The following is a 13,886-nucleotide window of genomic DNA, read 5'->3' as shown; positions in this document are numbered from 1 at the left end:
GTAGCTTGAGTACATTGGTTAGTAACGAATTTGATTTAGAGCCGGCAGATGCCAAACGTTTGTCGAGCTTATGTGGCCCGTTTGACGACAACATCAAACAAATAGAACGCAGATTAGGGGTTGAAATTACCTATCGCAACAACGCGTTTAAAGTATTAGGCGAACCTAAACAAATAGAAAGCGCCACTGAATTACTCAAGTTACTGTACGTTGAAACCCAGCCTGTAAAAGGCCGTATTCAGGAATTAGACGCCGAGCAAGTACACCTAGCCATCCAAGAAGCCCGTGTTATTGAAAAAGACGCATCGGGCGGTTACGGCAAAGAAGTAAACATCAAAACAAAACGCGGTGTTATTAAGCCTCGTAACCCCAACCAAGCCCAATACGTTGCTAATATTGTTAATCACGATATTACCTTTGGTATAGGCCCTGCTGGTACGGGTAAAACCTATTTAGCCGTTGCCACTGCGGTTGACGCGTTAGAACGCCAGGAAATTCGTAGAATTCTTCTTACACGCCCTGCTGTAGAGGCTGGCGAGAAGTTGGGTTTTTTGCCGGGTGATTTATCGCAAAAAGTCGACCCTTATCTTCGCCCACTGTACGACGCTCTGTTTGAAATGTTGGGCTTCGAGAAAGTAGAAAAGTTAATGGAGCGCAATGTAATAGAAGTTGCGCCTTTGGCCTACATGCGCGGTAGAACGTTAAACGACGCGTTTATTATTCTAGATGAAAGCCAAAATACCACGGTGGAGCAAATGAAAATGTTCTTAACCCGTATTGGTTTTAACTCTAAAGCCGTTATCACCGGTGACATCACCCAAGTCGACTTACCTCGCGGCGCGAAATCTGGCCTTCGCCATGCTATTGAAGTATTAAATGAAGTGGACGAAATATCATTCAACTTCTTCAATGCCGAAGACGTGGTACGCCACCCAGTTGTTGCGCGAATAGTTCGTGCGTATGAAGTACACGACGCCGAACAAGAGCGCATTCGCAAGGCTCGTAAAGAAGAGGCGTTGCGACTTCAGCAAGAGCAAACAAAAAATGCAGCACAACAGGCTGAAAACGAAGCTAAAGGTAGTGATGCCAAGTGACTGCAACAATTGATTGCCAACAAGCCTATGAAGGTGACGCAAATATAGCAGATGCCATTCCCTCACCTTCTATGCTTGAAACTTGGGTAAATGCGGTTTTTGAATACGAAGGAATTCACGACCACGAAGTGACAATTCGCTTTACCGATGAAGAAGAAAGCCAAAGCTTGAACCATGAATATCGCGGTAAAGATAAACCTACTAATGTTTTATCGTTTCCCTTTGAAGCCCCTCCGGGGATACCCATAAATTTATTAGGTGACTTGGTTATTTGCGCACCGGTGATAAGCCGAGAAGCCGAAGAACAACATAAGCAAGTAAGTGCCCACTATGCTCATATGACAATACATGGAATACTACACCTTCTTGGCTATGATCATATTGACGACGCTGAAGCAGAAGAAATGGAAGCCAAGGAAATAGACATTCTTGCCACTTTAGGGATAGACGACCCTTACCAATAACCGTATGCTAGTTATATTGTGCAACGCAAACTTCAACTAGTATGGCCACTCAAATAAATGATATCTCCCAGGATCCGGTTATTAGCAGGCTCCTGGAAAAAATGCCCGAACATGTAGCCGACTCGTTCACCGAAGAGCAATTATCGCATATTCGCAATGCCGTAGGCGCAAGGGAATGGGGACGACATAAAGTTGACCTGCGAGGCACCATCAAGTTCTTTAAGTGGCGCTACTATTATGTTGTTTTAGCAGGACGAAATAGACGAACATTGTCGGCAAAAGAACTGCGAGTGGCCATGTACCTCAATGCATTTTTGCTTACCAGCTTTATTACTTTTTCTATTCTATTGGGGCTAATTGTACTTTACTTGGTAAAGTCGGCTCTTGGCATTAATTTGATAGAGGGTTGGAGTTTAGGGCTTTGGGGTTGGTTTAAGGCGAATGTGTTGGGTTAGCGCATTATCCTCGAGCTAATTAGTAACCGGCCTAATTGCTGAAGAATATTTCATACTACTATTTTAATCAATCAGAAATAAATTTCTCGAGTAATTTTTATAAACTGAAATCTTTCTTGCGTTTATGTTTTTTACATGCTTCTAATATAACATTACCGACACCAATAATTTTCGAAAATTCAAGCTCCCTTGTTTTTTGATAAATAGAGAGCTTAAATCACAAATTTACATCTGAAACTAACTATTTTTCCACTTTCGTGTCGAAATAAATATCAGCATCAAGCTAAGAAGCATTAGTGTAGGCGGGGCTGAAACAGATATAGACCCATTTCCAGAACCAATATCTGAGCCATTCAATACTGCAATTGCAGCGATGTCTGGCGTGTCTGCCAAGCTACCGAGAAACAAATCACTGATTAAAGAGCCACCCGAACTAATTCCGAAGTCACTCAGATCAAACCCATAAATGTTCACCGTGCGGCTTAAACTTGGATCACCTATTACTCTTTCAATCAACGAACCAGATACAGAAAGGCCTCCTATAGACAAAGACATTTGCATTACTTCGAGAGCAGCAAGTTCAAAAACCAAAATATCAAACCCACTACCGTTTAGAAGTTGAAGGTTGTCAAAAGACGCCTTGATTTGACTAGAAGTGTCAACCGACACATAAGTGTCAAAATTAAACCCCTCCGCATTAGAAGGCGGTTTGACTGATGTTCCTGAAACTAAAACAACCGAATCTGCAAATCGAGTTTCATCAATACTGAAACTCCCTATTGTAATTAGAGCCGCTTGAGCCTTAAATACTGAAAAAATAACAATCAAAATAATCGCTAGCCTCATGACAACCACCTTTTAAATTTGTCTGACTTGAACACCTGTAACAGATTACATGCCAAAACCATACCAAAAACACAAGCCCATGATTTTATTGATAAAAACAAAAACATTATGATATTAGAAATCATAATGTAAAACTTTCCGACAACTTAAAACATCGTATCCTGCGTTAATTTTGCAGGACACTTCAATTGAGTCTGTCTCAATTTAGAGGAAGTAGTCACTTAGTCATCGTGAACTTTGCATTTGAATGCAATTCCTCCTAAAAGCCAAAAGCCTAAGTGTTCTTTGACGAAAAATAAGCACAGTACATTCATCAATGCCATTGAAACTAAAAACGCAATGCCTGTACCAATGACGCCATAAAAGTAGGTTAAGGGAATCGTGAATAATACATTAGAAACCGCTGCACTCATCATCGCCAAATTCAATTTTTTCTCACCACCGGTCATCGACAAAAGAGTTGTACAATTTCCAAAAATAACATTAATAAAATGAGCACCACAAACAACCTTAATAACATCTATATAAATAAACACTTGCTCATCAAAAAAGAAAGAAAGAAACCTTTTGTCGTAAAATATAACTATTAAAGTTACCACCCCGATGAATATAAGAACTCTATTGACGCTCTTCGTTAAATTCATCAAATCAAGAATTTTTCCTTTACAAAACAGCTTAGAAACTCTTGGTGCCAATATTGAGTTTGACAAAAAAAGGCTAAACGCAATAACTGCACCTACCCTCTGCGCAACACCTATTTGATAAACTTCTTCGCTTCCTAAAAAAATTCCCACAATTAACACTCCACCCCAGTTAAAAATGAGCGTAGATAGGTTTATAGACAAAAAATTCCATCTCTCTGAGTTAGAGAAACCTCTAACTATCTCACCGTCCTCTTCATGCTGTTTTAAAACTAACAAGCTAAAAACAGCAACTGTGCCTACTGTAGCTCCCATGAACAAATAAATTGGGTGTATAGTTATTTCTTTGAACGAGAATAAAATAACAACTAGCAAGAACGGTACGAGGAAATTGCTAAAGAAAATAGCTATATTAAACTTTTGAAGCGCCTGATAACTAGATGAAAATATAATTATAAACGAAGTAAATAAGCTAGCAAGAAAAACCCAAATTGTATAATAGACATCCAATTGACTAAAATAAAGCAGGATTACTGTCACAAAAAAGCAAATCGGCCCTGTAAATTTAAAAGCATCAAAAAAGTGAGAAAATATTGCTCTTATATTTCTTGCGTTTAGACTATTCTCAAACCTTGCACACTCTCTTACAATCAGTGGTTGGAGACCAAATAGCAAGAATAGCGAATTGATAGTTATAAGAGTATGAAAATAAAAAAATTCCCCAGAAATAGCTTGACTGTAGTTACGTGACACAGTTGAGTAAAGAAGGAAAAGTATAAAAGCAGCGCCACCTCTTAACCCAACCGTTAATATTATTTGAAAATAGCGAATATTATTTTTTATGAGGAAAGTCATCGGTACTTTACTCTTTTAAAAAAGTACCAAATTACACCAGGAAAAATTGCCGCTATCATTTTATCAAAATTCTCTACAAAATTCCCTCCCAACGCACAAAGCCAAGGCATTAAAGTTAAGTAACTAAACATTTGAATTACAGTCATTTTTCGCTCTATCATTAACGACAAAAAACCGCCAACAAAACCAAAGAAAGAGCCAAATAACACTATTCCAAGCCAACCAAGACCTAGAAAAGCAGTGCCTGGATATGTTACACCGAAACCAACACCGGAATTATAGATAGCAGGAAAATACTGCTCCATAAAAGCATTTCTTGCTCCAGTGAATAATCGTATCCAATTATGTTCAACTGCATCAAAATAAACATTTAAAGAAAGGTTACTGAAACTATCAAAGTTTCTCTTTAGAAATAATGCTGAAAAAATATCACGTGTTCTAAAATATTCAAAAAAATCCGAAATATTCCCTTCTCTGATTGCTATCATCAAAGGATCTAACAGCACAAGTATAGAAACCATTAAGAAACCTATCACTGATATTCTAACAATGGGAAATTTCCTATAATAAATTGACAAAAATATAAAACTGATAAGTAGTGGCCATAGCAATCTCCCCCTCGCCCCTGTCAAGAGTATTGCTGAAGAAAAAAGTGCCAAAAGGAGCAACGCTCTATTATATTTCTTTTTAACTACAAAGTACGCAAGAAGCACAGAAAAAGAAAAATTTGCCCAGAATGCAATTGCAGTTAAAAGCTTTCCTTCAAATGATTTTACAAGTTGACTTCTCATTCCTTCTATAGATTGAAATGTTACACCTAACTTAAAAATGCATAAGACGCCTATAAGGAAAAGCCAATATAAAATATGAAGGTCTTTCTTTGTAAGAAACGATGCATTAAACACTTGCTCCGTTGGTACGTTTTTTGACAATACACTTCGGAAAAATACATACGCAATAGAAAGAGAAAATAGAAATAGGAATATAGAAATTTGTCCATAGACTATCATATCCTTTCTAGTATCCTCTCCTAAAAATCCAAGTCCAACTAAACTATAAGGAGGAAAAACAGAAATAATTTGCGGGACAATAAACCAAAAGATAATAAAAAACACAAACCAGTGATATGGTGAGAAGTAACGCCCTGTAAAGTTGGTTCGTCTATTTGTAAGAAAAATAAAAATAAATATTGAAAGCAACTGAAGTAAAATCAGTGATTTTTCAAGTAACACTAGTCAAGTACCTTTAAAACCCTTGCAGGAACTCCGCCATATACACCACTAGAATACTCTCCTGAGGGCAAAACTGCACCTGCAGCTATTATCGTCCTTGTTCCTATTGTTGTGCCAGCTAAAATTCTAACACCGCAGCCTACCCAAACATCGCTCTTGATGGTTACTGGCTTGAGAGTTAGCGCATTATATTTTATTGGCTTATCAATTTCTGACCACCCATGTTCAAAAGATAACAAGGAAGTGTGATGTGCTATTGAAACGTCATCTTCAATCGTAATTTCTCCAATTGCGTCTATAAAACAGTATTCATGTATATTGACTCTATTTCCAATTTCTAATTTATCCCAATTTTTAACAACCACTCCTGCACCTATATTCACGATAGAACCACATCTTTTACATAATGTTCGAAAAGAGAGGTAACGAATAATTTTGGCTAAAAACCAATGTGAACTACAAAAGAAACTGTAAAGACCACGACGCATGAACACTGGGAAAATTGAGTATAACGACACAACTAATTCAATGAACCAAGCTAATCTAATATACAATGAACGTCCAGTCATGATTCACGCCAAACATTTCTGTTCTTAACTATCATATCTCGGGCAATATTTTCCTCATTGATTAACCATGAGTGATTTTTAATTTCGAATTCTTTTTGTTTTACCGATTTTTTAAGAAGGATTTTTTCCCTTAGAAAAATTCTAATTTTTCGTAAATATGGAAAATTTGATTCAATGCTATACCAAATTCTTTTGAAAAATGAAGTCCTTACAAATTTATATAGCAATTGATTTCTTGGCGAAGAATAAACATTTGAAACGGGAACCACTTCTGGCAATTCTAATTTGCAATCAAAAAATTTATCGAGTAGTGCTGCGATTCTTAGTGAATTATTTTTTAACTCTGTACAGTCCATTACAAAAACCCGTTTGTGGCCTAACTTGGTTATCCATTTGTCAATTAGATTTCCATGTGCCAACATCTCCCTGTAATTTTTCAATCCAGATGTAGATGAACTGCATAGTAAGTCCGATAGCGTTGTCCCTTCTTCGATAAAGCTCGCTTTTAACATTTGATTGTGCCAACTTTCTGCCACTTCACTTAACGATCTAGTTATCAATATAACTTTAATGTCGTCTCTTTTTTCTAATGTTTCTAAAAGATCTTGAGAATATACATTTAAAGTTGAGGCTTCAATTCTTACTTTAGATCTGGCGTCAAGCCTTTTAGGCATATATATATTTTTTTGTTTACAAGCTCAGGTACAAACAAGTTCGTTTCTTTTGGTCCTGTTACTGAGGCAATTGGCGACTTTTCAATCCATTGAGCAAAAGATGTAGTTGCACACTTAGGAAAACCAAGTATAAAACTATTGATATTAAGCTCATCAATCAAACTATTAAATTCTGTCATCTCCCCCCCTGTACACATTTTCTATATTTGATACCATCTTTTTTTGATCCCAATCGCTTAATTCAGTTCTTTTCGCTTCAACAGCGAATTTTTCATACTTGGCTTTGTCGTGAATTAATGAATATATTTTTTCAGAAATTTCGCAAACTAAGTCATCAGTTCTAAGTAAATATCCGTTTTTCCCATCTTTAATAACCAAATCAACACCAGCTAAAGCTGACGAGATTACGGGCTTTCCAGATGCTAAGTATTGTATAATTACTCTGGGTAGCCCTTCATGTTCAGAGCAATGTAAACCTAGGTCAGCACATTTAATATAGTCGGATATATTAGAGGTATAACCAGTGAATAAAACATTGTTTTCTATTCCAAGCTCATATGAAAGCTTAAGGAGATTATCTGATTCTCTTCCGCCACCGCATACGATCAAAAAGGCATTTTCTCCACAATCTTTTAATTTTTTAATCGCTTGAAGACCTATTTCGACACGCTTTCGCTTTTCCAGCGTACCAGCAATAACTATTTTAAAAGCACTAATAAACTCAGCGTATTTATCTGCAAACAGCGACTTAACTAACTCATCACTTGGTGGAAGTGAGGTACTGAATATATTTAAATCCATTCCGCTAAAGATTACGTGATTATTTGATTCTTTTGCGAGATTTTTCTCAATCATGACTTCAGCCAACGCAGGACTAACTGAAATAAACTCATCAGTAAAATAAGAGGCTAATTTCTCTAGAAGAAAATAAAATGCATACTGGAATTTAGAGGTAGTATTAACGAAAGGAATTATGTGGACACCGTGAACTATTTTCGTCTTTCTTCTGATAACAGCGGCGGCAAATCTACCTAATATGCCAGCTTTGCTTTCATGAGTATGCAGCACGTCAGGTTCAAAATCTTTGAGTAAAAATAAGATTTCAAAAAAAGCTCTGACATCTCTAAAAAAAGATATATTTCTTATCATGTTATTAATGATGATGAATTCGACTCTTGGATCTAGTCTTTGCTTCATCGTTTCGGCCCACTCACTACCAACTAGCAAAACCACTTTATGACCATGTTCGGCTTGTATATTACAAGTGGCTAGTGTGTTCTCGTCAGCCCCCCCTAATATGAACCTAGTTATGATATGTACAATCCTTAGATTTGACAAAATGTAAACCGTCCTAAAAATTTAAAGCAAATATTCTAATTTCCATGGGCTGCACTCTAAGTTTCTATGGTAAGAGCGTTCCATGCACTGACAATGTATACCTTACATACTGTAAAACACACTTTATTAAATAAGCAATAGGATATTGTCTACTTCACCTTCAATGGGACAGTTTTAAATTAGAGTTTTCCAGTTTTAGTCGGTAAGCTGCCGGAGGCAGATTACCAAGACTTTCATGTCTTCATTCTTTGTTATGACCTTTCCCCTGAATTAGTACCAATCTTTCGATGAGATTTTTCATATTATGCTGCCCGTTTTGCATACTCAACAGGCGGCAGGTAATTCAGTGAACTATGTGGTCGAACGTTATTGTAATGTTCGCGCCATAGATCAATTTCATATCTGGCTTCATCTAGAGTTCTGAACCAGTGTTGGTTCAGGCATTCATTTCTAAATTTGCCGTTTAAGCTTTCGACAAAGGCTAAAGCGCAGTTTTTTGGGTCTGCTAAAAAAGGTTTCCGTTTACTTTTGATTTCATAATTCTTTATAAGGAAAACACTATAAACTCGGTCTTTCTCTCACTTCGGTGAGACTTTTAAACCCGAATAAAATTTAGACATCGATCTTTTATGTGCATATTAAACAACTAGGGTATTTCTTTACTCTACTGTGCATATTACACTGTTAATAAGGCTAAATTATTATCATACCCGTGTTCTTTTGAAATTATTCAAGCTTACAGTTAAAATAGTTGTTGTAACATTGGCTTTTTTTATTGCTAAGCCAAGTGTTAGCTTGATCGACATTTCCATTGAAGTACTAAACAATGTAAATACAAAATACGGCAAAAAGGCCAAACGAAAAGTCGAAGATTGGTCAGAAGTCATCCGCCGCCTATACTCCAAATCAACAGAAGATCAACTCTACGAAGTAAACAACTTCTTCAATGAAATCCCCTATTACTCCGATAAGGAGCATTGGGGCAAGTCCGATTACTGGGCAACGCCAGTAGAGATGTTAGGTACCAACGGTGGCGATTGCGAAGACTATGTTATTGCCAAATATTTTAGTTTACGTGCACTGGGCATACCCGACAGCAAGCTACGTATGATGTTTGTTACGGCCTTGCAACAAAATCAGGCACATATGGTATTGGCGTATTACCCAGCGCCTAATGCAATACCTCTTATTCTTGATAATATAAACCCTCGTATTCTTCCAGCAAGCAAGCGCCCAGACCTTCGCCCCGTTTATAGTTTCAACGGTGAAGGCCTGTATAAAGCAAAAGCTCAAGGACGAGGAACTAAACTTGGTAACTCACGCCATAAAATGTGGGACGACTTAACCAGCCGCATAGAGCGGGATTTTTAATAATAACAGGTAAGAATATGTCACTTACAAAGCAATTTAGCATCGGGTTTCTTTTTGTGCTGTTGTTGGTTTTTTTTGGCACCGTTTATATAAACGTGAATAGCTTTCGCGAATATGTGGAAAGCCAGCTGTCGTCACATTCACAAGACACAGCCACATCTCTTGGTTTATCAATCTCACCTTATGTTGGTGATGATAACGGCATGCCAATTGTTGAAACTATGATTAATGCAATTTTTGATAGTGGCTATTATCAACGCATAGTGCTTCGCGATACCGCAAATAATGTAATACTTGAGAAAGAAAACCCTTCTACTCCTGAAGGTGTGCCAAATTGGTTTAGAGACCTTTTCCCACTAAATCCACCCACCAGCGAAACGGAAATTAATTCAGGGTGGAATATCGCTGGTGTCATGAGTGTCACCTCACATCCGGGCAAAGGATACGCACAACTTTGGGAAAATGCCCAAAGCACATTCAGATTCACCCTTCTTCTTTTTATAGTTGGTAGTTTTTTGTTATATGCGATATTGCGCGTTATATTAACCCCTGTTACCGCAGTAGTTCGCGCATCTGAACGTATTAGCGCCCGCGACTTCAGTGAAATTAACGATGTACCGCACACCAAAGAACTTAATTTAATGGTACGCGCAATTAATAAAATGGCGGGCATTTTAAATAAACAACACAATGAACTAACCGCACAAGCGCAAAGCTACTACCAAAGCGCTTATCAAGATACCCTTACAAAGCTTGGTAATAAGCTTGCCCTAGATAATCGCTTAGCTCGCCTTTTTGCAGATAAAGAAATGGCTCCTGCTGGCTACTTAGTTATTATACGTCTTTCTAGCTTGGGCCATGTTAATGAAACTGAGGGCGGACAAACCGCTGATATTTACATAAATACGCTGGCACACATATTAAAAACAAAAGGTGCCCAAGTTAACGCAGAAACCTATCGCGTGCGCGGTGGTGACTTCGTTGTATTATTGGAAAATGCCAATGAAGAGCGCTGTTGCAACTTTCTAAATGATCTGTCAGATGAGTTTATGGCGCAAACCCTTCCCGTTTATACCCATGGCTTTGCACACATTGGTGCGGCAAAATTTAACGAGCTAACCAATAAAAATCAACTACTAGAAAATGCCGACGCTGCACTAACCACTGCTAAAAATACGCCTAAACGCTGGCAACTTGCTAGTCAGCTTGAAAAGCGAATAAGCCAAAATGAATGGCGTGAACACTTTGATAGAATAATTCGTGATAAAGCAGTAGACATTGTTCGACAACCTGTAAAGAATTTCGACGAATCACACATGTATTATGAGTGCTTTGCACGTTTTAGAAGCAACGATTCAGAGAAACATCTACCAATGTCTGAATTAATTGCGGAATCAGAGCACTTACATTATTCAGGTGAGCTAGACTTATTAATATTGAAAAAAATCCTGACACTTTTAGCGCCAAACTCAAGCGAAAATGTTGGCATTAATATCTCGCCCCTTACTATTGCTGAACGCGTATACATCGAAAAGTTTATAAACTTGATAAAACAGCATGCAAACTTTGCGAAGAATATCGTTGTTGAAATACCTGAAATTTGCCTACAAAACGCACCAGAGAACGTACATTATTTGGCAGAAAGTTTGCGAAACTTGGGTAGTAAACTTACTGTAGAGCGCGTGGGAACAAGCATTGCAGCATTTAGCCACTTAAGAAAGCTACGCCCAAATTTTATAAAGCTAGATGGAAGTTTCACCCGCAACATTCATAAATCTGAAGATAATCAGTTTTTCGTGCGCTCATTAGTTAATATTGCACATGGCTTAAATATTACTGTTATTGCCGAATTGGTAGAAGACGAAAATGAGGCACAAACATTGCAAGATCTTTTTGTGGATTGCGTACAAGGTTATGCCATAAGCGAACCATGTGCGTGGCCGATGGCCTAGTAACTTAGTGGTATGGCATACTGACACTGGTTAAAAAAACGATTCATGAAAACACGAATTGAATAAAATTTGTGCTATGCTTATAAACATGCAAGTGATATTCTAATATTAGAAGTATTCGCTCTTTAGGTTGTTTGTAAACCTGAAGATTAAGAAAGAAGTAATTGAAAAATTGATTAATTTTTGGAGGATAATATGCGCAAGTATATTGCAATTCTGGCAGCTCTAGTACTGAGTTTTTCTATGCCTTCATTTGCGCAAGACGCATCAATGGACGAAACAGGCATCGAAGCAGCTATCATTGCTGTTGTTAACGACAGCGAATCAATTGAAGATGCCATTGTTTTGTTGTTGTCTGAAGAAGACACAACGTTAACCGATGCGCAAAAAAACTGCATTACGTGACTTACCAGAAGATGCGCGTATCTTTTTCATTAACACTGTATTTGATGGAACAACAACAGTAGATACCGCCTTGCTTGTTGCAACCCAGCAGGGTGTAACAAACGAAATGGGTGAAGAGCTTTACAATGCTTTTGCTCCCGAATTAGTTAACTTCATAGAAGACGATGCCGAAGGCAACCTTCTTGAAACGGCGGCTGGCCCAACTTCTTCTGGCCCTATCGGCGTTGGTGTTGGCGCTGGTGGCGCTGGTGGTGGTGGTGCTACTGCTTCTGGTAACTAGTACCCAATAAATTAAATACTCAAAGGCCTCTATCGAGGCCTTTAAAGTTTTACCGCTCATTCAAATACTTATATCATTAAACGCTTTCCTCACTTTTGTACCGCATACTATTTTCTATTACACTTACGTCCATAAGGTGCAACGCAGTAAAATTAATGTCTTACAGTTCCAGTTCAAGAGTAGTCTCTAACGCACAAATCCCGTTTTTTTCTTTCTATTGTTAATTGCTTGGCTCCCATTTCCATTGGGAAGCAATAGACCATGGGCTTGGGGAATCATGGAAGTGGCCAGCTACTTTGTTTTGTTTTCTGCAATATACGTAAATATAGGAAGAGTTAAGCAATTACTCACCCCATTCATATTACCGATAGCGTTATTGTTGATATTTTGCTTTTGGAACATAATTCAAATTGTGCCACTTCCCTTATCGCTATTAAGCGTCTTCAGCCCTACTGCATTTTCCTACTATGAAATGGTAAATGCAGATTTTGGCACTATTTCAATTGATGTCGCTCAGTCAAAAATCATGCTGTATAAAACCATCAGTTACTTGTGCTTTTTTATTAGCGCTGTAATGCTTTGCAACACCATGCAGCGTATTCGAACGGTAATGTTGGTTGTTACTTTTGTAGGCGTTTTTCAAGCCATGTATGGCGCTTCAGAGGTACTGCTTAATATCGATAACAGCTTAATATTTCAATTACCGATAAAAGCCTGGGCAACGGGCACATTCGTTTATAAAAACCATTATGCTAACTACTTATTGCTTTGTTTGAGTATGGGTTTGGGCTACTTGGTTTATTCACTATTAATTACACAAAGCTCAAAAAGCTCTAAACAAAAATTACGTAGCTTTTTAAATACACTACTTAACGGTAAAGCACTTGTACGAATTGCATTAGCCATTATGGTTATTGCGCTGGTTATGTCTCGCTCGCGAATGGGAAACTCCGCTTTTTTTGCGGCGGTAACAATCGTGGGGTTGTTAAGCTTAGTACTCATTAAACAACGTACAAAAGGGCTAACCATTCTTATAGTTAGTATGTTCATTATTGACATGTTTATTTTAAGTGCATGGTTTGGTTTAGATAAGGTAAAAACGCGCTTAGAAGAAACCAGCTTTACACAGGAAACACGAGATGAAGTCGTTCGTGATTCTGTCCCTCTATTAAAAGACGTTGCACTAACAGGCGCCGGCATGGGTACGTTCTATACCGCTTATCCAAAATACACCGGTGAAGATGTCGATATTTTTTATGATCATGCCCACAATGACTATTTACAATTTGCCATCGAGGCGGGAATTCCAGCAACAATTGTTTTGTTTCTGCTACCGCTGTTAGCAGCGTATAAATGCGTTAGAACTTTGAGAGACAGACAAACGCCTACCGCAAAAGGTTTTGCCTTTGGTGCGCTAGTAGCAATTATAGGGATGTCCGTTCACATATCGGTAGACTTTCCACTTCAAGCCCCCGCTAATGCGGCACTGTTTATTGTTATTTTGGCGTTAGCGTTTAAAGTGTCTGATAGGAAGTTTAGGTAGCAAACGTATACAAATCCATACAACTGTATACATGCCTATACTAGTTATGAGTCATTTATTTGGAATAAATGTGCCCAAAAATATATATGATGGAGATATATTTAGTCAGTATATGGAAGTATGATTATGAGGTTGTTACTTTTAGCTATCTCTCTGTGTATCGTGCA

Annotated in this window: 15 protein-coding genes and 1 pseudogene; 8 read left to right on the top strand and 8 right to left on the bottom strand. The window is 37.9% G+C overall.

The features are described from left to right. Window positions 1-5: 5 nt before the first annotated feature. The 3 genes from EYR97_RS20595 to EYR97_RS20585 all read left to right on the top strand — a co-directional run bounded on the left by EYR97_RS20595 (window position 6) and on the right by EYR97_RS20585 (window position 2,013). On the top strand, window positions 6-1,094 hold the full coding sequence (locus EYR97_RS20595) for a PhoH family protein (RefSeq protein WP_131095641.1): 1,089 nt from the start codon (window positions 6-8) through the stop codon (window positions 1,092-1,094). Then, the gene (gene ybeY / locus EYR97_RS20590; protein WP_131095640.1) at window positions 1,091-1,558 is read left to right on the top strand and encodes an rRNA maturation RNase YbeY; all 468 of its coding nucleotides are present in this window, start codon (window positions 1,091-1,093) and stop codon (window positions 1,556-1,558) included. The genes EYR97_RS20595 and ybeY overlap by 4 nt, the downstream gene beginning before the upstream one ends. Before the next feature lie 101 nt (window positions 1,559-1,659). Next, window positions 1,660-2,013 (top strand): 3-phosphoshikimate 1-carboxyvinyltransferase, encoded by a 354-nt coding sequence (locus EYR97_RS20585; RefSeq protein ID WP_307722621.1) that lies wholly within the window; start codon window positions 1,660-1,662, stop codon window positions 2,011-2,013. Window positions 2,014-2,250: 237 nt separating this feature from the next. On the opposite strand, the gene EYR97_RS20580 is transcribed toward EYR97_RS20585, so the two are convergent. From EYR97_RS20580 to EYR97_RS20545, 8 genes and pseudogenes are all read right to left on the bottom strand, one after another. Next, entirely contained in the window at window positions 2,251-2,859 is a 609-nt protein-coding gene (locus EYR97_RS20580) for a hypothetical protein (RefSeq protein WP_131095638.1), read from the bottom strand. 221 nt (window positions 2,860-3,080) lie between these two features. After that, complete coding sequence (locus tag EYR97_RS20575) at window positions 3,081-4,355, bottom strand: polysaccharide biosynthesis C-terminal domain-containing protein (RefSeq protein ID WP_131095637.1); 1,275 nt, start codon at window positions 4,353-4,355, stop codon at window positions 3,081-3,083. After that, window positions 4,352-5,587, bottom strand: a complete 1,236-nt coding sequence (locus EYR97_RS20570) for a hypothetical protein (RefSeq protein WP_131095636.1) — start codon at window positions 5,585-5,587, stop codon at window positions 4,352-4,354. The genes EYR97_RS20575 and EYR97_RS20570 overlap by 4 nt, the downstream gene beginning before the upstream one ends. Continuing rightward, complete coding sequence (locus EYR97_RS20565; protein WP_165478121.1) at window positions 5,587-5,970, bottom strand: acyltransferase; 384 nt, start codon at window positions 5,968-5,970, stop codon at window positions 5,587-5,589. The genes EYR97_RS20570 and EYR97_RS20565 overlap by 1 nt, the downstream gene beginning before the upstream one ends. 182 nt (window positions 5,971-6,152) lie before the next feature. After that, a complete protein-coding gene (locus EYR97_RS20560; RefSeq protein ID WP_131095634.1) occupies window positions 6,153-6,830 on the bottom strand; it encodes a hypothetical protein in 678 nt (225 codons plus the stop codon). After that, window positions 6,797-7,009, bottom strand: coding sequence for a hypothetical protein (locus EYR97_RS20555; protein ID WP_131095633.1), 213 nt, complete (start codon window positions 7,007-7,009; stop codon window positions 6,797-6,799). The genes EYR97_RS20560 and EYR97_RS20555 overlap by 34 nt, the downstream gene beginning before the upstream one ends. Then, entirely contained in the window at window positions 6,996-8,168 is a 1,173-nt protein-coding gene (locus EYR97_RS20550; RefSeq protein ID WP_165478120.1) for a glycosyltransferase, read from the bottom strand. Before EYR97_RS20550 ends, EYR97_RS20555 begins: the two co-directional genes overlap by 14 nt. 302 nt (window positions 8,169-8,470) lie before the next feature. Beyond that, window positions 8,471-8,656: pseudogene (locus EYR97_RS20545) on the bottom strand (transposase); the annotation flags it as partial. A gap of 307 nt (window positions 8,657-8,963) precedes the next feature. Here EYR97_RS20545 and EYR97_RS20540 point away from each other — a divergent pair. The 5 genes from EYR97_RS20540 (at window position 8,964) to EYR97_RS20520 (ending at window position 13,719) form a co-directional block, all read left to right on the top strand. After that, window positions 8,964-9,539: a transglutaminase-like cysteine peptidase gene (locus tag EYR97_RS20540; RefSeq protein ID WP_242635146.1), complete on the top strand. Its 576-nt coding sequence runs from the start codon at window positions 8,964-8,966 to the stop codon at window positions 9,537-9,539. Window positions 9,540-9,556: 17 nt separating this feature from the next. Then, window positions 9,557-11,491: an EAL domain-containing protein gene (locus EYR97_RS20535; protein WP_131095631.1), complete on the top strand. Its 1,935-nt coding sequence runs from the start codon at window positions 9,557-9,559 to the stop codon at window positions 11,489-11,491. Window positions 11,492-11,686: 195 nt separating this feature from the next. Next, window positions 11,687-11,896: a hypothetical protein gene (locus EYR97_RS20530; protein ID WP_131095630.1), complete on the top strand. Its 210-nt coding sequence runs from the start codon at window positions 11,687-11,689 to the stop codon at window positions 11,894-11,896. Further along, complete coding sequence (locus tag EYR97_RS20525) at window positions 11,871-12,176, top strand: hypothetical protein (protein WP_131095629.1); 306 nt, start codon at window positions 11,871-11,873, stop codon at window positions 12,174-12,176. The genes EYR97_RS20530 and EYR97_RS20525 overlap by 26 nt, the downstream gene beginning before the upstream one ends. A gap of 277 nt (window positions 12,177-12,453) precedes the next feature. Then, a complete protein-coding gene (locus EYR97_RS20520) occupies window positions 12,454-13,719 on the top strand; it encodes an O-antigen ligase (protein ID WP_131095628.1) in 1,266 nt (421 codons plus the stop codon). The last annotated feature ends 167 nt before the right edge of the window (window positions 13,720-13,886 follow it).

The organism is Alteromonas sp. KUL42 (genome assembly GCF_006538325.1).
Classification (GTDB): Bacteria; Pseudomonadota; Gammaproteobacteria; order Enterobacterales; family Alteromonadaceae; genus Alteromonas.
Note: the sequence above shows the minus strand (reverse complement) of the source record. Positions and strands in the feature narration are given on the sequence as shown.